This window comes from Serratia sp. CY33525 (assembly GCF_052169115.1).
GTDB lineage: Bacteria > Pseudomonadota > Gammaproteobacteria > Enterobacterales > Enterobacteriaceae > Serratia > Serratia sarumanii.
On the sequence record NZ_JBJNLK010000001.1, the window covers coordinates 1 to 24725 of the forward strand.

Genomic DNA, 24725 nt, shown 5'->3' on the forward strand with positions numbered 1-24725 from the left:
AAAAGGTCGATCGCTGTGTGAGTCAGGATGCGGGAAGGTCTTCACTGCATCAGTAATCACACCAATCTGGTTAAACGGCAAACTAAGTGGTGGTAAAGACTGACATCGGCATTATTACTGTCACTGTGCAGGGCGCTGCCGGTAACCGTGACGTCGCCTTCACGCCCGATCACGGTCACACCCTCGCGCCCGCTGAAGGTGCTGCCGGTGCTGATTTCGCGCTCGGTTTGCTCTTCGCGATGGCTCTTGGTTTTGCCTTCGCGCTTGTTTTCGCTGTCCAGATCTTGCGTGCGGGTACGCGCGTCTTTAATGCTCACGTCCCGCGCGCTGACGCCAATACGCCCCTCTTTACTGTCAATCTGCGCGCCTTCGGCCAACAGGCGGTTGCCCGCCACCAGGGTGACGCCCTGGTCTCCGCCGAGTGCGCTTACTGTCAGGCGCTCTTCCTGGCGGTCGTTGCTGACTGATGAAGTACGGCTGTTGGCGTCCAGGTGCGTGGTGTTGGTGGTGCTTTCGGCCCTGATGTTGATATCGCCGCCGGCCTGCACGCGGGTGCTGCCGGCGGCGCTGGCCTGGCTGCCCGTGAACGTGACGTCTCGCCCGGCATTGAGCGTGAGGTTGCCGCCAGCGTTAAGCTCACTCCCCAGAGCCTGCTGCCATTCGCCGCTGACGTGCGCCATCCGGGAGCCTGCCGCTTCCGTGCCGCCGCGGGTGCGGTTACCCATTGAACCGGAGATAACCTCAAGATCGGCGGTATGGCTGCTTTTCGCGGCGGTGATGGTCAGATCGTTACGCGCGCTCAGGCTGAGCGTATCGGTCGCATCCAGTTTCGCCCCCGTGAGCGTGATATCGGTACCGCGCAGGCGAATGTCGCCGGCGCTCATGGTCGCCTGGCGCAGCGCGTCCTGCAGGTTAGTGCTCATGGCCAGACTGTCTGCCTGCACGTCAATGCTGCCTGCCCTGACGTCGCCGCCCTGATGCAGGAACTGCCCGGCGTCAACCGTCAGGGCTTTTTCGGCAAACAGGTTGCCGGCATTGGTGATGCTGTTTGCCGAGAGTTGCAGGTCGCCGCCGCCAATTAGCGCGCCATCGCCGGTCAGGCGCAGCGTAGTCTGTGCCAGGTACACCTTCGGCACCCATACCGTTTGCGGGCCGCCTTCCGTTTGCACCGTCTCGCTCACCAGCCAGACGATATCCTGTTGCAGCGCCGCAATCTGCTCCGGCGTCAACGCCACGCCCGGCACCAGATGGAAGTCCTGGGCGACTTTGCTGCCGTTGTTCATCAGTTGCTGATACTGCTCCATCGCATCCCAGCCCTTGACGGACGGTTTGCCGGTCAGCGCCAGCACCTGCTCGCGTACCAAACGCTGCTCGTAAAAGCCGTCCCCCAGGCGCTTATGGGCCTGCGCCGGGTCATACCCTACGCGCTCAAGCATATAATCACTGCTGATAAAGTTGTCGCGGCGGGTAAAGCGTTCATCGGTCACCACCAGGAACGGGCTGCCGGTCGCCGTATGTTGACTAAACAAGCCGTTATTGGGGATGGCGGTGGCCACATTGCCCAGATGCTGTAACTGCGTCAGCGCCAGCTCAGACGGCAGCAGTGGGCGCCCCAGCGGCGAGGACGGCGTGGCGCCCGGTCTTGTCATTTGCTCGCCCGGCGCCAGCGTCGTATCGCCGTCAGGTCGGGCAGCGCCCTCTACCGTGAAGGCCAGCGGATTGCGCTCAAGCTCGGCGCGTTCGGCATCCACCGCCTTTAACGCCGCATCAAGTTGACTGATTTGCGCCTGATTGACCGTGGTGTTGGTGATGCGGACTCCGTTGATGGTGACCGTGCCATTGCCGGTGATCAGCCCGTCAACGGTCGCCAGCGCCGTGGTTTCGTCCCGGTTGAACGTGGGGTACCAGTGATGCGTGTCCTTGTCATAATGGTCAACGATAGCCGCCTGACGCCGCTCGTTAACCGAGTAACCGCGGTTGTCCACGCTGCCGCCGCCGTCCTGCGTCAGGTTGTCGTTGGCCGTAATGACGCTGGCGTCATTGAGCAACGCTCCCGTGATGCGCAGCACCATGTTGCCGCCGGCCAGAATACGCGCGCCGATCCCCTCACTCACCAGCTTGTCGCGCGTCACCGTGCCGCTCTCGGTACGTTCGCGGAAGTTGTTGTAATCGGTGATGAACGGCGCGCTGTCGATATCGACATGCTTTTCGGGATCCCAGGTCATCACCTGCGTCCAGTCGTGCTCCCAATGGAAGCCGTTTTGATAAGGCGTCGGGATGGTCGCCAGCTGATTGCCCCCGCGCGTTTCATAGAACGTCATCGCATAGCTGCCATCGGCATTCGGCTTGAGCGCCAGGTAGTTGACCCACAGGTCGGTCAGTTGGCCCTTATTGTCCTTGACCCGCACCTGTGCGCGCTTGCCCGCCGCATCAATGGCCAGCAGAGTGCCGTAGCGGTTGGTTTGCGCCGCCGCGTCATCCTGATAGGTCAGCTGCTGGGTGGTCGGCGCCAGGGTGCTTTTATCGGGATTGACCTTTGAACCGTAGGAGCGCCAATAGTAGTTGTAGCGGTGCCATTTGTAGTCGCTCTTCTCGGCGTTACGCTCAATCACCAGCCCTTCGCGCAGGTTGTTCAGGCGACGGGCCTCGATGGTGGCATCACCGTCCGCTTCGATAAAGCTGGCCCGGTTTTCAATCAGGCCATCGCTGTGCAGGTGCAGACGGTCGGCGCTGTAAATCAGCGCGCCCTCCCGGTTGGTCAGCCGCTCACCGGCCTGCACCGTCAGGCTGTGGGTCGCCGCCATCACCGCAGGTGCACCGTGGTTGTCGATAATGCGCCCGTTCACGGTGATGTCGTCGCCCATCAGCGCCGCGGCGTTGTCCAGGGTATCGACGTTCAGCGCCATGCTGTCCGCCTCAAGGCGCCCGGTGTTTTGCAAGGCTCCGGTCGTCAGCTGCAGCGTTTTGCCCACCAGCGCCGCCGGATTGGTGATGCTGGCCGCATGGAGCGCCAGCTTGCCGGGCAGCAACCAATCCGCCAGGTTGGTAAAGGCGCCGCTCAGGGAGAACGTCACCGTACCGTTACTGCTGATCGTTTCGCCGGCCTGATGGGTGTAGTCCTGCTGCGCGGATAGCGTCAGCGCCTGCAGCCCCAGCAGGGTACCGTTCTGATTATCCAAGGTACGCGCATGCAAGGTAAGTTGCCCGGCGCTCTCCACGCGCCCGCCCTGGTTGAGCAGCGCCAGCGGCGAGTCGGTCCGTGACCGGTCAGTATTGATATTGAGGTTGCCGTTGGCCAGGAGACGCCCCTGGCGGTTGTCCAGCTGCGTTACCCCCGAGAGGGTCATCTGGCCGCTACTCTGCAGGCGGCCTGCGGTATTGTCGATATCACGAGAGGTGATATCGGTGCGTGTGGTGCCCAGTATCAGTCCGCCATCGCGATTGTTCAGGCGCTCGGCCTGCACATCCAGTTCCGCCTGGCTGCTGAGCGTGCCCTGACCGCTGTTATCGAACGCTTCGGTCTTGAGCGTCAGGCCCTGAGTCGATACCAGTTGCCCACCCCGGTTGTTGACCTGCGCCCCCTCAAGGGTGAGCGCGTCGCCGCTGTGCACCTTGCCGTGCTGATTGTTAAGCCGGTCGAGTCGGTAGATGCCCGCCCCCTGACTGATGAGCGTACCGCCGGCGTTGTCCAGCTGCTTTGATGCCACCGTGATGCCGCCGCGGCTGCTGAATACGCCGCGTGTATTATTGATACCGGCGGCCGACACCTCTTGCCCACCATTGCTGCGCACTGCACCGCCGGTATTTTCCAGCAAGCCAAGAATACGCAGCGCCACGCGTTGCTGGCCGTCTATCGTCCCGCCGGCATTGTTCAGCGCTTGTGCGTCAAGTTGAAGCGCCTCGCCACCTTGCACTTTCCCATCGCGGTTGTTCAGCGCGCCACTCAACGTAAGGCGTTGTTGTTTCTTGCTGTACAACAATCCACCCTGCGTATTGTCGAGTGCGCGGGCGGCGATAGTCAGCCCCTCGCCGGCCAGCCACTGACCGCCGGCGTTATTGATGGCGCCGGCGTGTTCGCCGTCTTTGATGCCTGTGACAGCAAGCTGCCCCTGCGCCGAGGCCTTGCCGTTGCGATTATCAATATCCTGTGCGACGCGCAGTACCAGATCCGCCGCCGACTGCACCACGCCTTTAGCGTTGTCCAGCCAGTTCGCCGCAAGTTGTGCTCCCTGCCGGCTCTGTACGCTGCCTTCCGTATTGTCAAAACCGCCGCTGATGGCCCGCCAGCTCCCCAGGCTGCCCATCCAGCCCTGCGTGTTGACGATATCCTGTGCCTGCAACACCTGAGACGATTGACTGAAAACACGCCCCTGGCGGTTATCCAGTTTGCCGGTGAACTGCATGTCCAGGCTATCCAGCGCGTTGATGGCGCCCTGAGCATTGAGCAGACTGGCGGCGCGCACCTGCGTGCGGCCATTGCCGGTCAAGGTGCCGTTTTGGTTATCCCAGCCCCCCGCCAGATTCAGAGAAAGCGCCTGGCCGCCCAGCACCACCCCTGCGGCGCGGTTGGTCAACTCGCCCCCCTGAAGAGACAGGTCGCCGCCGCTCTGCAGGGAGCCGCCGTCATTATCGAACAGGCTGCTTGCTCCGCCGTTAACGGCAAGGGCCTGCTGCGCGGTCAGTTTGCCGGAACGGTTGAGGATATTGCCTGCGGCGTCAAGCGTCAGGCCTCCGCCGGACTGCAGCCGCCCGCCGGTATTGTCGAGCGACTGCGCGTTGGCGGTGACCTGCCGGCCACCTTGTGCGGTGCCGCCCTGATTGTCCCAATCGCCATCGGTGTTGACGGCGAGTGCGCTGCCGCCTTCAAGCCAGCCGGCGGCGTTGCTCAACCCTTGCTTCGCCGTCAGGTTCGCATCCTGCCTGGCGACCACCTTGCCCTGAGCGTTATCGAGGCGCTGCGCCGTTAGCGTGAGCGACTCGCCGCTGATTTCCCCCTCGCGGTTGCCAAGCACGCCCGACGCAGTGAGAGAGAGTCTCTGCCCGCCCAGCAGCTTGCCGGCCTCGTTGTGGATGTCTCGCGCTGACACCGTGGTTTGCCCATTCCCCTGCACCCTACCGTGATGATTGCTCAGCTCGCCCTCACTGCTCACCGTCAGCATCTCATCGGCGCCCAGCAGCCCCTGCGTGTTGTCCAGCCCCTGACGGGCATGCAGGTTAAGCCGTTGTCGGCCAATCACCTTGCCCTGCTTGTTGTCGAGACGGTCAGACTGCACCGTCAGCACCGTAGCACTGATTTCACCGCCGCGGTTGGTGGCGTTGCCCGAGGTCTTCAGGGTTGATGTATGGCCTGAAAGCAGCTTACCGCCGTCGTTGTTGAGATTGCCCGCCGTTGCCGTGACGACCGTTTCTCCTTGCGCCGTGCCGCCACGGTTGTCCCAGGCGCCGGCGTGCACATTCAGCGCCTTGCCGGCGCCAATCAGGCCGCGTTGGTTATCCAGGCGGCCGGCCGTCATTTCGAGATTTCCCTGGCCAATGACCTGCCCCTGCGCGTTATCCAGCCGTTGTACCGCCAGACGCACGTCATCGCCGCTCAGGGTGCCGGACTGGTTATTCAGCTCGCTACCGGCCTCAAGCGTCAGGCCGTTCCCGGCCAGCAGGTTGCCGCCGGCATTATTCACCGCGCCATCAGCATGGAGCGTGAGCCCCGCCTGGGTTTTTATCGTGCCGCGCTGGTTATCGAGGCGGCCGGCGTCGAGGCGAAGAGCTCCGTTGCTGCCCATCGTGCCACCGCCATTGTCGAGCAGGCCACCCACTCGCCAGTGCTGCGCCGTTTCCCCCAACGCCACCAGGCGGCCGCGCTGATTGACCAGCCGGCCGGACGAAAGCCGGAGGCTCTGCGTCTCGATGGTGCCGTCACTGTTATCCAGTGCGCCTGCCAGGGTGAAACGGCTCTCACCGTCACCGGTCTGAGACCAGGTAGCCTGTTGGTTGAACAGGCTGTCAGCATCGACCGCCCAGCGCCCGGCCTTGACCCTGGCCTGCTGCGCATCCACATTTCCCTTCGTGCTCACGGCCAGCTCACCGCTGTCTACGGTGGACTGGCGCAAGGCCACGCCGCCCTCGCGGGCCGCCAGCGCGGTGCGGCCGGCCGCAACCTGCGCGCCGCTGATATCCACCCGGCGCCCGGATGCGTTGACGTTCTTTTTACCGAGCAGACTGCCACTGGCGCGGATATCGCCCTGGCTATCAAGCTGCAGATTGGCATCATGGACCAGCGTGCTTTCGGCATTACTGCCCGCCAGCAGGTGGCCGCTGCTTTGGATGCCGCGCGCGGCGTTCAGGTGCACATTCCCGGCCGCCGCCAACGTACCGGATTGCGTTAACATTCCCTCGCGACTCTGCACGGCCAGTTGGCCACCGCTATACACTTTCCCGTGCGTCTCGATGTCGCCTTTTGCCGCCAGCTGAATATCGCCGCCGGCCTGCGTGGGCGCATCAGAGCGCCAACTGAGCTTGCCTTCGCTGCTCACGGTGAGCGTTTTGCCCGCCCGGACCTGTCCGCCCTGGTTACGCACGCCGACGCCGGCTTCGGTGCCGATCATGCGGATACTGCCGCTGTACATGCCACCCATCTGCCCCATGTCGATGGCAAGCTCAGGCCTGGCGCTACCGTCGTCCGAAAGCGGCGCGGCGGTTTTGCCGTCCGCGCTCACGCGGTTACGACCGGCCACCAGCGTCACGCCTTCTTTAGCCCAGACGCCGGCGTTGACCTCCACCGCGCGCGCCAGAATGTCGACGTACTCGGTATCATGACGGGTATCGCCATTGAGCCCACCGCCCTCGATGCGCACCACGCCGCGTTCGACCTGGTAGCCCGCCACGCTGCCATCGGCGTTCAGTTGCGGTTTGCCGGTGGTCAGCGTCATGCGCCCAGCGTTGATGGTGCCGCAGCCGTTGCAGACAATGCCGGCGGGGTTGGCCACAATCACCTGCGCCTTGCCGCCGGCCACTTCCATAAAACCGCGCAGCTGGCTGGGATTGTTGCTGTTGACTTCGTTGAGGATGACGCGAGCCGGCGCGGAATTGGGATTGAGATTAGGGTTACCCTGGATCATCCCGGCCATCTGGGTCGCGGTCATCACCGCCGAATTGTTGAGGATGGCGCCTTTGGCGTCGACGTCGAACTGCTGATACTGATTATGTGAGACCCCAGCCTGGTTGGGGGCGGTGATGTTGACCTGCGGCAAGCCGTTCTGGGTAGTGATGACCTCCGGCCGCTGGGAAGGATTGGCACCGCCGTCCGCGACAATGCCGTCTGCCATGACGGGGCCGGCGAACATCAACAGCCCAAGCAGCCACACTGACCGACGCACGGTGACCCACAGACGACTTCCACCTGTTATTCCTGAACCGATGCGCTGCCCCGGCTCGCTGCTGCAGCTGCGGGCCAGTTCGGACACCACCCGCAACTCCCCGTGGGTGCGGCTGAAGATAAGGCGATAGCAATGTTTGTTCATAGGTCACATCCGTGAGAAAAGTCAGTCCGTTCAGATCAGCGCAGCAACGCTGCCGGTATCGCGATGTTCAGATTTCCATATTTACGCTAAAACCCGCGGTCGCGCCGGAGGTATGGAACCCCGCAGGCTTGTAGAGCGGAACGCCGGCAAACAGGTCATAGCTGAATCGCCCCCACAGCGCGCCGCGCACGCCGAGCGCGCTGCCCGCCAATTGATGGCCAACCAAGTGGCGAGTGTTTGGGCCGTCCACCCGGCCGTAGTCGGCGGCCAGATACAATTCATGCCCGCGAGAAAACACGTTCCAGGCGATTTCATTGCGCCATAGCAGGCCCTTTTCGCCGGACAGCATCTGTTCGCCATCAAAGCCACGCACCGTGTAACGCCCGGCAATGGCCATCCGCTCCTGCGGCGTCAGCGCGTTCGGGCTCCACTGCCCCCTTACGCTGGTATACACCCGCCAGGGCTGATCGCCCCAGGAGAACGGCTGATTGATGCCCAGGTCGCCGAGCAAAATGCCGGTACGTGCGCTGCCTTCATGACGCGACTCTTCCGGGGCAGGCAGGGCATTGAATGCGCCGGTGCCGCGGCGCCAGTTGATATTGGCGTCCAGCGTAGTGGTACCGTAGTAGCTGCGCTGATTCAGCCCCAGCTCCCAGCCGGCGGTCCGACGTTTTTGCGACACAATATCAACGTTGTCCACGGCGTTAGTCGAGTGCTTGCGGTAGCCGCGCAGGTTGAGCGTTAACTTGTGCGACTGGTCGCGGTACAGCAACCGGGAGACGGTCAACTGAATGTTGTCGCTCTTGCCGCTGTAGCGCAGCACCTCATTGGCGTTGGGGATGTTCTGGTGATAGGTGTAGTCGTTGTAATTGGCCGAGAAAGCCCAATATCCCACCGGGAAAAAGTAGTTCAGCGTATGTGAACGGTTGCCGAACGGCCCGTGCTGAAACACATCCTTGCCGATGTTGGCGTAAAACAGGTCATTCTGTGCAAACGGCGCATCGATAGCCAGAGTGGCCGAACCGAGATAACGCCCGGTACTTTTGGAGCCGCTGTCGTCCAGCCCCAGGCTGAGCCGCACCGGGCGCCCTTCGTGCCAGTTGACCTGCAGGTCACTGGTTCCGTCCTCGGCGCCGGGTACGATTTTAATATCGGCATTGGCGCTGGGCACCCGCCTGAAGTTCTCCAGCCCCTGTTCGATATCGCGCAGGCTGAGAATATCGCCGCGTGAGGCCGGAATAGCGTTCCACAGCCGCCCACGCCAGGAGACCGGCTCCTCAAAGCGGATCTCACCGATACGCCCCGGCTGCAGCGCCAGCGCCAACACGCCCGTGGTCAAGTCCTGCTCCTGCGCCATCACGCGTGTGGTGACATAGCCCTTGGCCAGTATGGCGTTTTGCACCTTGTTGATGGCAAGCACAATGCCCTGGCTACCCAGACAGCGGCCCCTGGCATCCGCCGCGGCGTTCAACGCCCATTGAAAGCGATCGGCAGACTCGCCGACCAACGTTAGCCGATTGATGATGAAGCAAGGGCGTTCATCGGTTGGGTAATCGGGCAGCACAACGTCGGGACGGGAAAGGCGCGCATCGGCCTGCGGGGCATTTTGCTGTTGCAGGGCGCGTTCGCGCTCCTGCTGGCGCTGCTGTTCGCGGGCATCAATGGACGCCATTCCATCGCTGGTAGACGCCGAAGCGGAAAACAGGGGTACAACGCCGATCAATAATCCCGACAGCCCGCAGCGGATAGAATAAAGTAAAGCACGAGCAGTATCTGAATCTGAGCGCATCCTTGGCTCCTCACCGTTACTTATAGTTATTTATTTGGTCAAAATCATAAGTTAAGTAAATTAATGTAAATAAACTTACTCTGGGGCGAATTATGAGCTTCGGGGGGGAAAAATCAACAGCTTTATGGCACTGCGATTCACAAAACCATAAGGGAGGCGGCGGGCATAAGAAGAATGGCGAAACGGCGGGAGGATGACGCCATGATGCGCCATCCTTTAAAATTAATTGTCGATCGGGAGGAGAATCAGTAAACGAGACGGACAGCTATCAGCCCAGCAAATTGCTGCCGAACGCCCCCTGCCAATCCTGTTCGAATTTCTCGACCGCGGCCTGCACCGCCGGCGCGCTCAGGAACTGCTCCGCCACATCCACCGGCAGCGTGATCGCCTGGCAGCCCGCCAACAGGCATTCCAGCGCCTGGCGCGGCGTCTTGAAGCTGGCGGCCAGCACCTGCGCCGACGGCGCGTGCAGGCTCAGCAGCTGCTGCAGCTCGTGCACCATTTCGATGCCGTCGCCGCCCTGCACGTCCACCCGATTGACGTAAGGCGCCACGTATTCCGCCCCGGCCAAGGCCGCCAGCAGCCCCTGCCCGGCGCCGTATACCGCCGTGCCCAGCGTTGGGATGGACATCGTTTTAAGCTTCTTGATCGCCGCCAGCCCCTCGGCGGTTGTTGGGATCTTGACCACCAGCCCCGGTACGCGCTGGCTGAGCAGCGCCGCCTCCGCCACCATGCGCTCCGCATCGGCCGCCATCACCTGCGCGAACAGCTTGCCGGTGCCGCCGAGGGCGTCGCGCAGCGCGGGCAGCACTTCCCAAATCGGCTTGCCTTCCTTCGCCACAATGCTCGGGTTAGTGGTGACGCCGTGCAGCGGCAGAATGCGCGCCAGGCGTTTTACCGCCGTCACATCGGCGGTATCGAGATAAAGCTCCATCACGGACTCCTGTGTCATGTTCTGTGGGCGGATTCAAACTCTGATCATCATAGGGCAAAAACCCCGCCAACCTTTGACCAAAATCAATCCAACTTTCATTCGAAACATCTTTAATGGCGAAAGATTCAGCAACGCCAAACGGGTGACTCATGTTCTTCAATCTGCAGCGCTACTCGACCCATGACGGCCCCGGTATCCGCAGCGTGGTCTTTTTAAAAGGGTGCCCGCTGAGCTGCCGCTGGTGCCAGAACCCCGAAAGCCGCTCGCGCCACGCGGATCTGCTGTTTGACGAACGCCTGTGCCTGAGCGGCTGTATGCTGTGCGCCGAGCGCTGCCCGCAAGGCCTGCAGCGTGACGAGGGCGCGCTGACGCTGCGGCGCGAAGCCATCAGCGCAGACGACTATGCGGCGCTGGCCGCCGCCTGCCCGACCGGCGCGCTCAGCCTGTGCGGCAGCGCGGTCAACCTCGACGATATCATGGCCGAGGTGATGCGGGATAAGCCTTTCTACCTGCGCAGCGGCGGTGGTGTAACATTGTCCGGCGGCGAACCCTTTATGCAGCCGGAGGTCGCGGCGGAGCTGCTGCGGCGCGGCCGCGAAGCCGGCATCCACACCGCCGTCGAATCCTGTCTGCACGTTCCGTGGCGTTACATCGCCCCTTCGTTGCCCTGGCTGGATCTGCTGTTGGCCGATCTCAAACACACCGATGAAGCGCGTTTCAAAACCTGGACCGGCGGCTCCGCCCGTCGGGTGATGAACAATTTCCGCCGGCTGGCGGCGCACGGCGTGCCAATGACCGTGCGCGTGCCGCTGATCCCCGATTTCAATGCCGATCGCCACTCTGTCCGCGCGATTGTCGACTTCGCCGCCGACGAGATCGGCGTATCGGAGATCCATTTTCTGCCGTATCACACGCTGGGCATCAACAAGTATCACCTGCTCGGCGAACCTTACCGCGCCGCCCGCACGCCGCTGGACGCGCCCGATCTGCTGGCCTTCGCCGAAGCGTACGCCGGCGCCAAAGGCCTGAGCGCCATTTTGCGAGGATAACGCCATGACTACGTTGGATTTGACCACCCTCAGCGCCCGCATCCAGGCGCATAAGAACGCGCTGATTCACATCGTCAAACCGCCGGTGTGCACCGAACGCGCTCAGCACTATACCGAGGCCTATCAACAGCATCAGGATCGGCCGCTGCCGGTGCGCCGCGCGCTGGCGCTGGCCAACCATCTGGCGAAGCGCAGCATCTGGATCGCCAACGACGAGCTGATCGTCGGCAACCAGGCCAGCGAGCTGCGCGCCGCGCCGATCTTCCCCGAATACACCGTCGGCTGGATAGAAAACGAGATCGACCAGTTGGCCGACCGGCCGGGCGCCGGCTTCTCGGTCAGCGAAGAGAACAAGGCGATTTTGCACCGTCTTTGCCCCTGGTGGCGCGGCCAAACGGTGCAGGATCGCTGCTATGGCATGTTTACCGACGAACAGAAGGCGCTGCTCGCCACCGGCATCATCAAAGCCGAGGGCAACATGACCTCCGGCGACGCCCACCTGGCGGTCAACTTCCCGCTGCTGCTGGAACTAGGCCTCGACGGCCTGCGTGAAAAGGTGAACGCGCGCCGCAGCCGCCTGCGCCTGACCGAGTGGGAAGATCTGCATAAAGCGCAGTTTCTCAACGCCATCGACATCGTGCTGGCGGCGCTGAGCGAACACATCCTGCGTTTCGCTCACCTGGCGCGCGATATGGCGCAGCGCGAAACCCGCGACTGGCGGCGCACCGAGCTGCTGGCCATCGCAGACAACTGCGATCTGATCGCCCATCGCCCGCCGCACACCTTCTGGCAGGCGCTGCAGCTGTGCTATTTCATCCAGTTGACGTTGCAGATCGAATCCAACGGCCATTCGGTTTCCTTCGGCCGCCTCGACCAATATCTCTATCCCTGGTATCGGCGCGACGTCGAGCTGGAGCAGAACCTGGCGCGGGAAGACGCCATCGAGCTGCTGCACAGCTGCTGGCTGAAGCTGCTGGAGGTCAACAAGATCCGCTCCGGCTCGCACTCCAAGGCCTCCGCCGGTAGCCCGCTGTACCAGAACGTCACCATCGGCGGCCAAAAACTGCTCGACGGCCGGCCGTGCGATGCGGTCAACCCGCTGTCCTACGCCATCCTCGAATCCTGCGGCCGCCTGCGCTCCACCCAACCCAACCTCAGCGTGCGTTACCACGCAGGAATGAGCGCCGATTTCCTCGACGCCTGCGTACAGGTGATCCGCTGCGGCTTCGGCATGCCGGCGTTCAACAACGACGAAATCGTCATTCCCGAGTTCATCAAGCTGGGGGTTGAACCGCAGGACGCCTACGACTATGCCGCCATCGGCTGCATCGAGACCGCCGTCGGCGGCAAATGGGGCTATCGCTGCACCGGCATGAGCTTCATCAACTTTGCCCGCGTGCTGCTGGCGGCGCTGGAACAGGGCCGCGACGCCACCTCCGGGCAGATTTTCCTGCCGCAGGAACAGGCGCTGTCCAAAGGAAACTTCGCCGATTTCGAGCAGGTGATGGCGGCGTGGGACCGACAAATCCGCTACTACACGCGCAAGTCAATTGAGATCGAATGCGTGGTGGACAGCGTGCTGGAGGAGAACGCCCACGATATCCTGTGCTCCGCGTTGGTGGATGACTGCATCGAACGCGGCAAAAGCATCAAGCAAGGCGGCGCCAAGTACGACTGGATTTCCGGCCTGCAGGTCGGCATCGCCAACCTCGGCAACAGCCTGGCGGCGGTGCGCAAACTGGTGTTTGACCAGGGGGCGATCGGCCAGCAGCGGCTGGCGGCGGCGCTGGCCGACGACTTCGCCGGGTTGGATGGCGAACAGCTGCGCCAGCGGCTGCTCAACGCCGCGCCCAAATACGGCAACGACGTGGACGAGGTCGATCGGCTGCTGGTGCGCGCCTACCAAACCTACATCGAGGAACTGAAGCAGTATCGCAACACCCGCTTCGGCCGCGGGCCGATAGGCGGCGGCTACTACGCCGGCACCTCGTCAATCTCGGCCAACGTGCCCTTCGGCGCCGCCACCCTCGCCACCCCGGATGGGCGCAAGGCGCACCAGCCGCTGGCGGAAGGCGCCAGCCCGGCGTCCGGCACCGACCACCTGGGGCCGACCGCGGTGTTCAATTCGCTCGCCAAGTTGCCTACCGAGGCAATTCTCGGCGGCGTGCTGCTCAACCAAAAGCTGAACCCGGCGACGCTGGACAACCCGCGCGATCGGGAAAAGCTGATGCTGATGTTGCGCACCTTCTTCGAGAGCTATCGCGGCTGGCATGTGCAGTACAATATCGTGTCGCGCGAAACGCTGCTGGCGGCGAAGCAACACCCTGACCAATATCGTGATTTAGTGGTTCGCGTAGCTGGCTATTCCGCCTTCTTTACCGCATTATCCCCTGAGGCGCAGGATGATATTATTGCGCGCACAGAACATACTCTTTAAACCTTTGACTCTTAGCGGCCGCACCTTGGCGGCCGCATCATCAGGCCGATATGAATTTACGACAACAGACCATATTGCAGTTGGTTAACGATCGCCGGCGGATCAGCGTCAATGAGCTGGCGCGCGCCTCGGGCGTCTCGGAAGTCACCATCCGGCAGGATCTCAACCTGCTGGAAAAGCGCAGTTATCTGAAGCGGGTACACGGTTCCGCCGTGGCGCTGGAGAGCGACGACGTCGACGCCCGCATGATGTCCAATTTCACCCTCAAACAACGGTTGGCGCAATATGCTGCCGCGCAGGTCAACGACGGCGAGACGATCTTCATCGAGAGCGGCAGCGCCAATGCCCTGCTGGCGCGCTACATCGCCGAGCGCAAGCGCATTACGCTGATCACTGTCAGCCACTACATCGCCAACCTGCTGAAAGAAACTGACTGCGACGTGATTGTGCTGGGCGGCATGTACCAGAAGAAAAGCGAGACCGTGGTCGGCCCGCTTACGCGGCTGTGCATTCAGCAGGTGCATTTCAACAAGGCGTTTATCGGCATTGACGGCTTTCAGGCCGAAACCGGCTTTACCGGCCGCGACATGATGCGCGCCGACGTGGTCAGCGCGGTGCTGGCCAAGGGCGTGGAGAATATCGTGCTGACGGACTCGAGCAAATTCGGCCAGATCCAGCCCAACCCGCTGGCGCAGACCGGCCAGATCAGCCGGGTGATCACCGATTCGCGCTTGGCGCTGGAGTATCAGCATCAGCTGAAACGCCAGGGCGTACAGGTGGAGCTGGTTAACGAATAACGCAGGTCACTGCCGCACCGCGCGGGCTACACCGCGCGCCTTCCCCTTGCGCAGCGGGATTTTAAGACTATTTACCTGTTTATCCTTCCCGAGAAACCTATACTCAGTTTCGGCGCCTTTTGGGCCGTAACTTGCTAATTATTCGGCCGTTAACAAAAAATGCCATTTTTTTATATCGATACTGTACGGGAATCAACGGCAGGCCTGATTTATGGTTAACGCCTATACTTATAGGGCACTTCCATATAGCCAATGCTAAGGAGAAGTCATTATGATGATTATCAATAAACGTTTCGCCACCGCCGCGCTGGCACTGACTCTGGCGTTTTCACTCAGCGCCTGTTCCAACATGTCCAAACGCGATCGCAACACCGCTATCGGTGCCGGCGCCGGTGCAGTCGGCGGCGCAGTGCTGACAGACGGCAGCGCGCTGGGCACGCTGGGTGGGGCTGCGGTAGGGGGCATCATCGGTCACCAGGTTGGCAAATAACCTGACCGAGAGACCTCGGCCGACAGGCTGGCAAAAGCGCCTCGGCGCTTTGACGTATTAACCAGAATAACGATGATTTCAGGTCTGTTTTACTTTAAGTCTATGGTTCTTTTGCCGTTAACGGGCTAACCCCCGGCAGCAACAACCTCAAGCCATGCCGCAGTATTGCACCGCGGCATGGCGATTCACCTCAACCGCCCGCCAGTTTGACCTTCATGCCTTTGGCTTCCAGCAGCTGTTTGAGCAGATCGCGTTTATCGCCCTGGATCTCGATAATCCCGTCTTTCACCGAACCGCCGCAACCGCATTTCTTTTTCAGCTCGGCCGCCAGTTTGTCGAGCGCGGCATCATCCAGATCGACGCCGGCGATCAGGCATACCCCCTTCCCCTTGCGGCCGCTGGTCTGACGCTGGATGCGCACGATGCCGTCGCCCTTGGCGCGTTGCGGCTTAACGTCTTCCTGCTTGATGCGGCCGGTGTCCGTGGAATACACCAGGCGGCTGTTATCGTCATTCATCATTGCCTCCTCAGGCCAAAGAGGCACGGATCGCGCGCAGCGTCGCGGCCGGATCCGCAGATTGGGTGATCGGACGCCCAATCACCATGTATTCCACGCCGGCGGTCTGGGCCTGCACCGGGGTCATGATACGGCGCTGATCGCCCGCCGCGCTGCCTTCAGGGCGGATCCCCGGCGTAACCAGCTGGAAAGCCTGCCCGCAGGCGGCCTTCAGGCGCTGCGCTTCGTGTGCCGAACAGACCACGCCGTCCAGCCCGCAGTCGCGGGCCAGGCGCGCCAGGCGCTCGGCGTGTTCCGCCGGGCTGGCCTCGATGCCAATGCCGCGCAGGTCTTCCGCTTCCATGCTGGTGAGCACCGTCACGGCGATCAGCAGCGGCGCATCCGCTCCGTAAGGCAGCAGCGCTTCTTTAGCGGCGGTCATCATGCGCGCGCCGCCGCTGGCATGGACGTTGACCATCCAAACGCCCAGCTCGGCCGCCGCCGCAACCGCATGCGCGGTGGTATTGGGAATATCGTGGAATTTCAGGTCGAGAAACACGTCGAAACCGCGCCCGTGCAGATCGCGCACCAGCTGCGGCCCAAACAGCGTGAACATTTCTTTGCCCACTTTCAGCCGGCAGTCTTGCGGATCGATACGGTCGGCGAACGCCAGCGCAGCGTTCTTATCGGCGTAATCTAACGCCACAACGATTGGAGATGATTTTAAGTCATTGTTATTAGTGTTATTTTCAGACTTCATTTCTTCTACCTTCTGTAAAATGGACATAATCAGGTACTCACCCGCGAAACTGACCGCCGCATTCTACATGCCGGGGGCCAGAAATCCCAGCCGCAGCGCGTACCGCCGCTCTGTCATGTTACCTCTCACCTTTGTCATGGCGCGTCAACAAAAGCGCGTCAGCGATAAACCACGCAGCGTAAAACGTCGTAAAGATGCGTAAATTCTCAATCAAACATTTTGAACAACTTGCTCAGCATTATCAGATTTTCAAACGGCGCAGATGCTTTATTATTCACCACATCGGAAGCGAATGGCTTCCTTCCTAAATAAACAGACTGGAGTCACCTATGAAAACCATCAAATATTTTGCAGCCGCTACCGCTATCGCACTGACCTCTTTCGCTACCTTCGCCGCTGAGCCGGTCAACAGCCAACAGGCTGACAGCCTGACCGCCAGCGGCATCGTTTCCGCGGGCCATGCGACCACCCTCAGCAGCCTGGAGAAAAAACTGGCCGCTAAAGCCGATGCCCAAGGCGCCGGCAGCTACCGCATCATCTCCGCCGGCGGTAACAACATGCTGAGCGGCACCGCGATCATCTATAAATAATGTTTCCGGTACAGGGCCCGCACGCTCGGGCCCTGCCTCTGTTTCTCGCCTAAAAAACCCGCGTTTGCCTCACCCCTCTTCGTTACAGAAATATTAAATTTTTATTACACACTAGACACCCGATCGCCAGTGGCTTAGCTTGAAGGCATCTTCCTGCAGAAAGGCTTTCAAAATGAGCGAGATATCGACACTTACCATCAAAATTCCTCTGGAACTGAAGGAAAAAATCCGCGCCGCCGCCGCTGAAAACGAATTTTCGTTGAGCGTGGAAGTATGCCAGCGCCTGGAAAACAGCTTCAACGCGCCCCCCGCCAAGGCAGAAAAGCCGGCCAAAAAGGCGGATGAGCTGCACCACGGCGAGATCGACAATCAAAGCACCGAAGAAGAGGTTGAACAGCCACTGAGCCAGAAAGAACTGAAGAAACTGCGCCAGCTGTTGAAAACCGGCGCCAAAGGCGGCAAGAAAAAGTAAGCGGCAAACGAAAAAACGGGGCGATAATCGCCCCGTTTTGTTTTGCCCCGCCGCCGCCTTATTGCCCGTCCAGACCGCGGATCGGTTTGACCGATGACCAGGCTCGGCACGACGGGCAATGCCAATAGAGCGAGTGCGCAGTGAAGCCGCATTTGTGGCAGCGGTAACGCGGCTTGGTACGAATTTGCTCGCCGACCATATCGCGCAACAGCAGCAGGCTCTCTTTCGCCCGGCCGTCTTCGGCGTCCGCCAGGTGATAATCCATCAACCGGTAAAACACGCGCATGGTCGGATGGCGCTGCAGCTGGCGGTTGATATAGACCTGCACCACGTCGCGCCCTTCGTGCTGTTCGATGATCTCGGCCAGCATCAGATCGGCGGTGGCGCCGGTGTTCTCTTCCACGCAGCGTTTCAGGAATTCAACCCAGCTGTGCTGTTGTTCCGGCAGATGCGTGTAGCATTCCTGCAGCATCGGCAGCGTTTCACTGACCAACTCTTTATCCTGGCTCAGCACGCGTTGCAGCGACTCTGCCGCTTTGACGTAGTCGTTTTGCGCCATGTAGATGCGCCCGAACATGATGGATACGCGCGCACACTGTTTATCGGCTGCGTCCGCACGTTTGAGCAGGCTCATCGCCCGATCGAGATCGTCGCTGCCCATCGCCTGCAGCGCCAGTTCACAATAGAAGTGCGCGATCTCAACGCGCTGTTTCTCTTTACCCAGCTTGACCAGCTTTTCCGCCACGTCGATCGCTTTTTGCCAATCGCTGGTGGCCTGATGGATCACCAGCAGTTGCTGCAGCGCCGATACGCGAAAATCCGCTTCGTCAGTCAACTGGCTGAACATGTCTTCCGCGCGATCGTACAGCCCGGCCGCCATATAGTCGCGGCCCAGCTGCTGTACCGCCAGCAGACGCTGTTCAAAGGTCAGGGAGGCGCTTTCCATCAAGGCCTGGTGGATGCGGATGGCGCGGTCGACTTCGCCGCGCGAACGGAACAGGTTACCCAGCGTCAGGTGGGCTTCAACGGTGTTGCTGTCCTCTTTCAACATGTCGAGGAACAGATCGACCGCCTTGTCCTGCTGGTTGGAAAGCAGAAAGTTCACCCCTGCCACGTATTCACGCGACAGGCGGTTGGCTTCTTGCTGTTTATCCTGCTGAGCGCTTCTGCGCCCCATGTACCAACCGTACGCGGCAGCCACGGGCAGCAACAGAAACAGCAGTTCTAACATAGAGGATTATTCCTTGCTGACAACGGGCTGAGCCGCCGGTTCAGCGGGCTGCTCAAGCTGCAGCTCCAGCCTTTTGATCTTGCGCTCGGCGCGGCCCAACGCAATGCGCGTGCGCAGGTAAAACAGGCCGCAAATGATCCAGCCGAGAACAAAACCGGCGCCAAACAGCGTGGCCAACAGGGTCGATACGCGATAGTCACCCTGCGCAACCAGATAGTTGAAATTGACCACCTGATCGTTATGCGCACCCAAGGTGACAGAAATCACGAAGATCACCAGAACCAACAAAAAAATCAGCAAATATTTCACATTCTTTCCCGCGATGCCGAGTGAATCGGATGAACGATGCCAAAACGTGGCGTCCCTAACCCTTAAGTTAGCATTTCCCACTGCGGCAGGGAAACCCTGCGGCACGATAAAACCACATATCTGCTGGCATATTCGGCAGTAAACGGCCTTAGCGAACAAATTGATGAGAAAGCTTCTCAAAACGTCGAATTTATAAGGATATGGGGGCGACGGCGCGGATTGCAATGGCGGGAAAATGTAAGCGGTTAATGCGGCGCCGTTCCGACGCCGCGTTTTTGTGACACAGTCACGTCATGACATAATTAACCCGCCGTCCACATTGATGGTTTGGCCGGTGATGTAGTCGGCATCGTCCGAGGCAAGAAAGGCCACGAGACCCGCCACGTCCTCGGGCTGACCGGCGCGCCTGAGCGGAATGCCCGCCACCCACTCGGCCATCAACTCCCCTTTGCCGTAGGTTTTTTCCGGCCCGCTGAGAATTTCGCCCCAAACGCGGTCGTTATATTCCCACATCTCGCTTTCAATGATGCCGGGGCAGAATGCATTGACGGTAATGCCATGCGGTGCCAGCTCGAGCGCTAAACTTTGCGTAATGCCGATCACGCCCATTTTGCTGGCGGCGTAATGCGGTGTGTAAATGAATCCGTTACGCCCCTGACCGGAAGAGGTGTTGATCAGCCGCCCCTTGCGCTGGCCGACCATATATCTAGCCGCTTCCCGGCAGCAGAGCCACACCGCAGTGGTATTTACCGCCAACACTTTCTCAAAATCGCTTTTGGGCATCTGGTCAAAACGATCGATAGTGATCACCCCGGCGTTTTGAATGGAAACGTCGATCGCGCCGAATTGCTCCCAAGCCTGACGATAAAAATCAACCACCTGCGCCTCATCGGTGACGTCGAGGATCACCGGCAGAATCTCCACACCATAACGCTGGCGCAGCGTTTCCGCCGTGGTCAGAATGCGTTCCGCATTCGATGCAATCACCAGATTGGCGCCCAAACGGGCGAAGCGCTCGGCGATGCCGGCCCCAATGCCGCGGCATGCGCCGGTAATCACCACGGTTTTCCCCGTGAAATCACGATTCATGGTTGTTCTCCTGTCATCAATGAGCTCGCCTGCGGCCGCCACAAGGTGCGTTGCACCGCCTGCCGCCAGGCGCTGTAGTTTTCCTGCAGCTGCCGGTGGCGCTGCATATCGGGTTTAAATTCATCATGTTGGGGCAACAATGCCGCCAGTTGCCGATCGGTAGTCCCCCACAGGCTGCGCATCGCCATCAGCGCCGCCCCCAGCGCCGAGAGTTCCGCCGTGTTGCTGCGCCACACCGGGCAACCCAGCAGATCGGCCTGAAACTGCATCAGCCAGTCATTGCGGCTGGGGCCGCCATCGGCCATTAACCCCTGCAATGCAAAACCCGGCTGTTGCCGCAATACGCCGATCACATCGGCGATTTGATAAGCCACCGACTCAAAAGCGGCCCGCACCAAATGTTCCCGCCGCGTGCCGCGGCTGAGGCCGCAGATCACGCCGCGCGCCTGCTCATCCCACCAGGGTGCGCCGACCCCGGTCAGTGCCGGCACAAAATAGACGCCACCGCTGTCGGCCACGCAAACAGGCAGTTCACTTAACGGCCTCTCGCCCCCCGCCGGCATGGCGGTGATATCCAGCATCCAGGCAATGGCGTCGCCGGTGTGGGGAATATTGCCCTCCAGCGCATACTGCATACGCTCGCCATCGTGCCAGGCGACGGTCGTTGCCAGAGCGCTCGTGTCGCATTGCGCTTCGGCGATCGGCGCCATCACCGATGAACCGGTGCCATAGGTGGCCTTAACCTGCCCCGCCTGGCCGAGCGCATGGCCGTACAGCGCCGCATGCGAATCACCGACCATCGCGCCAATCGGAATGCCGTCGGCAATGCCTTCCAATCCCAACGTCGCGCCGAACACATGGCTGGAGGGGGAGATCGTCGGCAGCGCCTGGCGGGGAATGTTGAAGAGCGCCAGCATCCGCTCGTCCCAATCGCCGGAGGCAAGGTTCAACAGCTGGGTGCGAGCGGCATTGGAGGTATCGCAGCCGAATGCCTGTCCTCCGCTCAACTGCCACAGCAGCCAGGCATCGATGGTGCCAAGGCAGATTTCTCCGTTCTCCGCCATCCGTTGCCCCCCTTCGCAGCGATCGAGCAACCAGCGCATTTTCGCCGCCGAGAACAGGGGTGAAAGCGGCAGGCCGGTGGCGCGACGCACCACTTCGGCCTGCCGATCGTGCCGCAGCCGTTCACAGAAATCGGCGGCGCGCGCGCATTGCCAGGTTAGGGCCGGACCGATCGGCTGGCCGTCGGAACGCCGCCAACCGATGGCGGTTTCACGCTGGTTGCTGATGGCGATACCGGCAATACGGGATGCGCCGGCCAACGCAATCGCTTCCCGCAGCACCGCCAGAGAGGCTGCCAGCAAGGCCTCGCCCCGCTGTTCCACCCAACCGGGCTGCGGCGTCTGCAGCGTCAACGGCCTGCTGGCTCTGGCGACGATCGCCCCCTGCGCATCCACTACCACGGCCTTGGCGTTGCTGGTGCCTTCGTCCAACGCGACAATGCAATCCGCTTTAACCATGGCTCACCTCAGCCAGCGGCTGCACCGCTTTTTTATCCTGCCGCTGCATCAAAATGACCTTGCTCTGCAAACGCTGCTGGAACTGGTCAATCACCACGGCGGTAACGATCACCAGCCCTTTAATCACCATTTGCCAGAACTCGCTGACGCCCATCATCACCAGACCGTCCGCCAGAAAAACGATCACAAAGGCGCCGATGATCGAACCGAATACCCTGCCGCGGCCACCGCTGAGCGCCGTACCGCCCAGCACCGTCGCGCCGATGGCGTCCATCTCGAACATATTGCCGGTCATCGGGTGCGCGGTTTGCAACTGAGAAGCGATGACCAGCCCCACCAGCGCCGCACACAGCCCGGAGAAGGCATAGACGAACATTTTCACTTTGACGATCGGCACCCCCGACAGCCGCGCCGCCGGCTCATTGCCGCCAATCGCATAGATATAACGGCCCAGCGGCGTTTTCTTGGTGAGATAGATCCCCAACAACACGATGGCCAACATCAGCCAAATCGGGTTGTAAATACCGAGAAAGGTGCCGGATCCCAGGGCCGCGAAACCGGTGTTGCCCAGCGCTTCCATGCCCACCAGATTGGGATAGGTTTTGCCGTCCGCCGTCAACAACGCCGCTCCGCGCGCCACGTACATTGCGCCCAGGGTGCAGATGAACGGCGCAACGCCGAGCCGCGTGATCAGCGTGCCGTTGATCAAACCCAACAACACGCCCAACAGCGCCACCGCGCCGATCACTTCAAAGACGTTGAGAAACAGCCGGTTGCCATCCCACAGCGGGATGCCGACGGTCAACAGCGCACCGGCGATCATCCCGCACAGGCCCGCCACCGCGCCGACCGACAAATCGATGCCGCCGGTGAGGATCACCAGCGTCATGCCAACCGCCAGCAGCCCGGTAATCGCCACGTGCTGCGTCATAATCAGCAGATTGGAGACGGTCAGAAAATTCGGCACCATGCCGCTGAAGAACAGCACCACCAGCAACAGGGCGATGAAAGTGCGCGCCTGCAGCAAATACATATACAACCGATACTTGGTTTGCATTGCCTTATCCTTATGCGTGTGGGGTTGAGGCGCGGATCAGCGTTTCGCGGTCGGCCCGTTCGCGCGGCAGATCGGCCGTCAGTTTCCCGTCCGCCATCACCATCACCCGGTCGGCCAGTGAGACCACCTCATCCAGCTCCGACGAAGAGAACATCACCGCCAGCCCCTGGCGTGCCATCGCGCCAATCAGGTGATAAACGTCCGTTTTGGCGCCGACGTCGATTCCGCGCGTCGGCTCATCGAGAAACACCACCAGCGGCCCGGTCAGCAGCGCCTTGCCCAACACCACTTTCTGCTGATTGCCGCCGCTCAGGCTGGTGATTGGCAGCTCCCGGTCACTCACCTTGATCGCCAGTTTTTCGATCATGCCGTCGACCAACGCACACTCCCCGGCCGACGCCAACGGCCGCAGCGCGTTGCGCCCCAGGCTGGCCAGGGTCATGTTGGCCTTGATCGACATCATCTGCACCAAGCCCTCCGCCTGCCTGTCTTCCGGCACCAGCGCCATGCCCAACGCCATGCGCTGACGAAACCCCAACCGCTCCACGCTTTTGCCGTTGAGCAGAATGCGGCCTGCCGTCTGGCGCATCACGCCGTTGATCACCTTGAACAGTTCGGTGCGGCCGGCGCCCAACAGGCCATAAATGCCGATCACTTCCCCTTTGCGCAGTGAAAAACTGACGTCGTTAAGGCAATAGCCGCCGTTTTCACGCGGCAGCGTCAACTGCTCAACCTTCAGCACTTCATCCCCTTGCTCTGCCGCGCAATAATCAAAGTGCTTGCTCTTTTCCCCGACCATCTTTTCGATGATCCACGGGATGCTGACGTTGCAGACCGGCTCGGCGGCAACAAAACGCCCATCGCGAAACACCGTGATGCGATCGCCAATCTCCATCAGCTCTTCCAGACGGTGAGAAATGTAGATGATGGTGACGCCGCGTTTTTTCAGATCGGCGATCACCCGAAACAGCGTGCGCACTTCAGCCTGGCTCAGCGCCGACGTCGGCTCATCCATGATCAGCACCCGGGTGTCCTTCGCCAAGGCGCGAGCAATTTCCACCAGCTGCTGATGTCCGATGCCGAGACTGCCCAACGGCGTATGCGGGTCGATGTCCAACTCCAGCCGCTGCAGCAAGGATTTGGCCAGCTGATATTGATAGTCCACATTGATGCGGCCACGCTGGAAGAACTCGTTGGCCATAAAAATGTTGTCCATCACCGACAGGTTGGGGAACAGGTTCAGCTCCTGGAAAATAATGCTGATCCCGAGCCGCTCCGCCTGCTGCGTGGAAGTTAGCGTCACCGCTTTACCCTCCAGCTCGATGGTGCCGGAGGTCGGGGTTTCCACCCCCGCCAGCAGCTTCATCATGGTCGACTTGCCGGCGCCGTTTTCGCCGATCAGCACGTTGACCTGATTGCGAAACACTTGATAACTCACGCTATCCAACGCGGTGACGCCAGGATAGAGACGCGAAACGTTGCGCGTTTGAATAATGATCGGATCGCTCATCACGCCCCCTTAAGGTTGAATGCGTACCGGCGTGATCAACAGCGGCTCGGCAGGCGCCTGCCAGCTGCTGAATACGCCGTACACGGTAATGTGGTCACCCACCTTGGGCGGGGATCCGGCCAGTTCGTCGATCGAAGCCTGATTAATCGCCCTGGCAAAATCGCCGAACAGCGCTTGGTCATTGAAATCGCCGTAGCTCAGCCCGCGATAGCTGTCGCGCAACGCCGTACCGCGATAAACCGGCCCGATCTGCACCTCCACGCTGCTGAGCGGTGCATCGGTCAGCTTGAGCGTTAATTTTCCGCTGCGCGAACGGGTGTTGACCGCCACGACTTCACCGCTGACCTTAACGTTGAAATAACAAGGGAACTCCGGTTGAGCGCGGTACCCCAGCAGATCGCAGGCGCTGTCAAAATCCTTGGCCTGGGCGATCCGGGCGAGCAGCTCGCCCAGCGGCTGCGCCGTTTTGACCGCTTGCGGAGCGATTTGGCTGCGGTAAATTTCCGCCGCCTGCGCCACATGCGGATTCACCGGGGAGCGAAGCTCCGCCAGCTTTTTCTCCGAAACGATACGGCAACCGCTCAACGCCAGGACGACGGTGACGGCCAGCGCAATGCGCATCGACATAACAACACCTCCGATCGCACCCCGCCGCCGGGACGGGGTGGTGAAAGACGC

General features: G+C 61.1%; 17 protein-coding genes and 1 pseudogene. 6 read left to right on the forward strand and 12 right to left on the reverse strand.

Annotated elements, in window-relative coordinates:
- Positions 1-119: 119 nt before the first annotated feature.
- From ACJ8IM_RS00005 to fsa, 3 genes and pseudogenes are all read right to left on the reverse strand, one after another.
- Positions 120-7517 (reverse strand): annotated as a pseudogene (locus ACJ8IM_RS00005) (two-partner secretion domain-containing protein); the annotation flags it as partial.
- A gap of 67 nt (positions 7518-7584) precedes the next feature.
- Positions 7585-9189, reverse strand: coding sequence for a ShlB/FhaC/HecB family hemolysin secretion/activation protein (locus ACJ8IM_RS00010; protein ID WP_229601679.1), 1605 nt, complete (start codon positions 9187-9189; stop codon positions 7585-7587).
- 385 nt (positions 9190-9574) lie between these two features.
- Positions 9575-10240 carry a fructose-6-phosphate aldolase gene (fsa, locus tag ACJ8IM_RS00015; protein WP_033653027.1) on the reverse strand — a complete coding sequence of 222 codons (666 nt, stop codon included), beginning with the start codon at positions 10238-10240 and terminating at the stop codon, positions 9575-9577.
- 149 nt (positions 10241-10389) lie between these two features.
- Between fsa and ACJ8IM_RS00020 the strand changes: the two genes are divergently transcribed.
- From ACJ8IM_RS00020 to osmB, 4 genes are all read left to right on the forward strand, one after another.
- Positions 10390-11289 carry a glycyl-radical enzyme activating protein gene (locus tag ACJ8IM_RS00020; protein ID WP_033653025.1) on the forward strand — a complete coding sequence of 300 codons (900 nt, stop codon included), beginning with the start codon at positions 10390-10392 and terminating at the stop codon, positions 11287-11289.
- A gap of 4 nt (positions 11290-11293) precedes the next feature.
- Positions 11294-13726: a formate C-acetyltransferase/glycerol dehydratase family glycyl radical enzyme gene (locus ACJ8IM_RS00025; RefSeq protein WP_101455568.1), complete on the forward strand. Its 2433-nt coding sequence runs from the start codon at positions 11294-11296 to the stop codon at positions 13724-13726.
- 50 nt (positions 13727-13776) lie between these two features.
- Positions 13777-14523, forward strand: coding sequence for a DeoR/GlpR family DNA-binding transcription regulator (locus ACJ8IM_RS00030; protein WP_033647550.1), 747 nt, complete (start codon positions 13777-13779; stop codon positions 14521-14523).
- Between the two features lie 271 nt (positions 14524-14794).
- Positions 14795-15013, forward strand: coding sequence for an osmotically-inducible lipoprotein OsmB (gene osmB / locus ACJ8IM_RS00035; RefSeq protein ID WP_004945176.1), 219 nt, complete (start codon positions 14795-14797; stop codon positions 15011-15013).
- Between the two features lie 190 nt (positions 15014-15203).
- Here osmB and yciH read toward each other — a convergent pair whose 3' ends face one another.
- Together yciH and pyrF are read right to left on the reverse strand one after the other, a co-directional pair.
- Complete coding sequence (gene yciH, locus ACJ8IM_RS00040; protein ID WP_033647552.1) at positions 15204-15530, reverse strand: stress response translation initiation inhibitor YciH; 327 nt, start codon at positions 15528-15530, stop codon at positions 15204-15206.
- 10 nt (positions 15531-15540) lie between these two features.
- Positions 15541-16269 (reverse strand): orotidine-5'-phosphate decarboxylase, encoded by a 729-nt coding sequence (gene pyrF / locus ACJ8IM_RS00045; RefSeq protein ID WP_060422315.1) that lies wholly within the window; start codon positions 16267-16269, stop codon positions 15541-15543.
- Positions 16270-16598: 329 nt separating this feature from the next.
- Between pyrF and bhsA the strand changes: the two genes are divergently transcribed.
- Entirely contained in the window at positions 16599-16859 is a 261-nt protein-coding gene (bhsA, locus tag ACJ8IM_RS00050) for a multiple stress resistance protein BhsA (protein WP_041035330.1), read from the forward strand.
- Positions 16860-17031: 172 nt separating this feature from the next.
- On the forward strand, positions 17032-17331 hold the full coding sequence (locus ACJ8IM_RS00055; RefSeq protein ID WP_033647556.1) for an Arc family DNA-binding protein: 300 nt from the start codon (positions 17032-17034) through the stop codon (positions 17329-17331).
- Positions 17332-17389: 58 nt separating this feature from the next.
- On the opposite strand, the gene lapB is transcribed toward ACJ8IM_RS00055, so the two are convergent.
- From lapB to ACJ8IM_RS00090, 7 genes are all read right to left on the reverse strand, one after another.
- Complete coding sequence (gene lapB / locus ACJ8IM_RS00060; RefSeq protein WP_101455569.1) at positions 17390-18562, reverse strand: lipopolysaccharide assembly protein LapB; 1173 nt, start codon at positions 18560-18562, stop codon at positions 17390-17392.
- Between the two features lie 6 nt (positions 18563-18568).
- Positions 18569-18871: a LapA family protein gene (locus ACJ8IM_RS00065; RefSeq protein WP_004930650.1), complete on the reverse strand. Its 303-nt coding sequence runs from the start codon at positions 18869-18871 to the stop codon at positions 18569-18571.
- A 291-nt stretch (positions 18872-19162) separates the two neighbouring features.
- On the reverse strand, positions 19163-19960 hold the full coding sequence (locus ACJ8IM_RS00070; RefSeq protein WP_101455570.1) for an SDR family oxidoreductase: 798 nt from the start codon (positions 19958-19960) through the stop codon (positions 19163-19165).
- Entirely contained in the window at positions 19957-21480 is a 1524-nt protein-coding gene (locus ACJ8IM_RS00075) for an FGGY family carbohydrate kinase (protein WP_230116449.1), read from the reverse strand. Before ACJ8IM_RS00075 ends, ACJ8IM_RS00070 begins: the two co-directional genes overlap by 4 nt.
- A complete protein-coding gene (locus tag ACJ8IM_RS00080; protein WP_041035336.1) occupies positions 21473-22537 on the reverse strand; it encodes an ABC transporter permease in 1065 nt (354 codons plus the stop codon). The genes ACJ8IM_RS00075 and ACJ8IM_RS00080 overlap by 8 nt, the downstream gene beginning before the upstream one ends.
- Positions 22538-22547: 10 nt before the next feature.
- On the reverse strand, positions 22548-24047 hold the full coding sequence (locus tag ACJ8IM_RS00085) for a sugar ABC transporter ATP-binding protein (protein ID WP_101455572.1): 1500 nt from the start codon (positions 24045-24047) through the stop codon (positions 22548-22550).
- A gap of 9 nt (positions 24048-24056) precedes the next feature.
- A complete protein-coding gene (locus ACJ8IM_RS00090; RefSeq protein ID WP_043147550.1) occupies positions 24057-24674 on the reverse strand; it encodes a DUF2291 family protein in 618 nt (205 codons plus the stop codon).
- Between the last annotated feature and the right edge of the window lie 51 nt (positions 24675-24725).

Excerpts from the sequence above, each read along its gene's own strand:
- lapB (WP_101455569.1), bottom strand. The coding sequence starts at position 18,562 with ATGTTAGAACTGCTGTTTCTGTTGCTGCCCGTGGCTGCCGCGTACGGT.
- fsa (WP_033653027.1), bottom strand. The coding sequence starts at position 10,240 with ATGGAGCTTTATCTCGATACCGCCGATGTGACGGCGGTAAAACGCCTG.
- ACJ8IM_RS00010 (WP_229601679.1), bottom strand. The coding sequence starts at position 9,189 with ATGGCGTCCATTGATGCCCGCGAACAGCAGCGCCAGCAGGAGCGCGAA.
- yciH (WP_033647552.1), bottom strand. The coding sequence starts at position 15,530 with ATGAATGACGATAACAGCCGCCTGGTGTATTCCACGGACACCGGCCGC.
- ACJ8IM_RS00055 (WP_033647556.1), top strand. The coding sequence starts at position 17,032 with ATGAGCGAGATATCGACACTTACCATCAAAATTCCTCTGGAACTGAAG.
- ACJ8IM_RS00085 (WP_101455572.1), bottom strand. The coding sequence starts at position 24,047 with ATGAGCGATCCGATCATTATTCAAACGCGCAACGTTTCGCGTCTCTAT.
- osmB (WP_004945176.1), top strand. The coding sequence starts at position 14,795 with ATGATGATTATCAATAAACGTTTCGCCACCGCCGCGCTGGCACTGACT.
- ACJ8IM_RS00090 (WP_043147550.1), bottom strand. The coding sequence starts at position 24,674 with ATGTCGATGCGCATTGCGCTGGCCGTCACCGTCGTCCTGGCGTTGAGC.
- ACJ8IM_RS00020 (WP_033653025.1), top strand. The coding sequence starts at position 10,390 with ATGTTCTTCAATCTGCAGCGCTACTCGACCCATGACGGCCCCGGTATC.
- ACJ8IM_RS00080 (WP_041035336.1), bottom strand. The coding sequence starts at position 22,537 with ATGCAAACCAAGTATCGGTTGTATATGTATTTGCTGCAGGCGCGCACT.
- bhsA (WP_041035330.1), top strand. The coding sequence starts at position 16,599 with ATGAAAACCATCAAATATTTTGCAGCCGCTACCGCTATCGCACTGACC.
- ACJ8IM_RS00025 (WP_101455568.1), top strand. The coding sequence starts at position 11,294 with ATGACTACGTTGGATTTGACCACCCTCAGCGCCCGCATCCAGGCGCAT.
- pyrF (WP_060422315.1), bottom strand. The coding sequence starts at position 16,269 with ATGAAGTCTGAAAATAACACTAATAACAATGACTTAAAATCATCTCCA.
- ACJ8IM_RS00075 (WP_230116449.1), bottom strand. The coding sequence starts at position 21,480 with ATGGTTAAAGCGGATTGCATTGTCGCGTTGGACGAAGGCACCAGCAAC.
- ACJ8IM_RS00030 (WP_033647550.1), top strand. The coding sequence starts at position 13,777 with ATGAATTTACGACAACAGACCATATTGCAGTTGGTTAACGATCGCCGG.
- ACJ8IM_RS00070 (WP_101455570.1), bottom strand. The coding sequence starts at position 19,960 with ATGAATCGTGATTTCACGGGGAAAACCGTGGTGATTACCGGCGCATGC.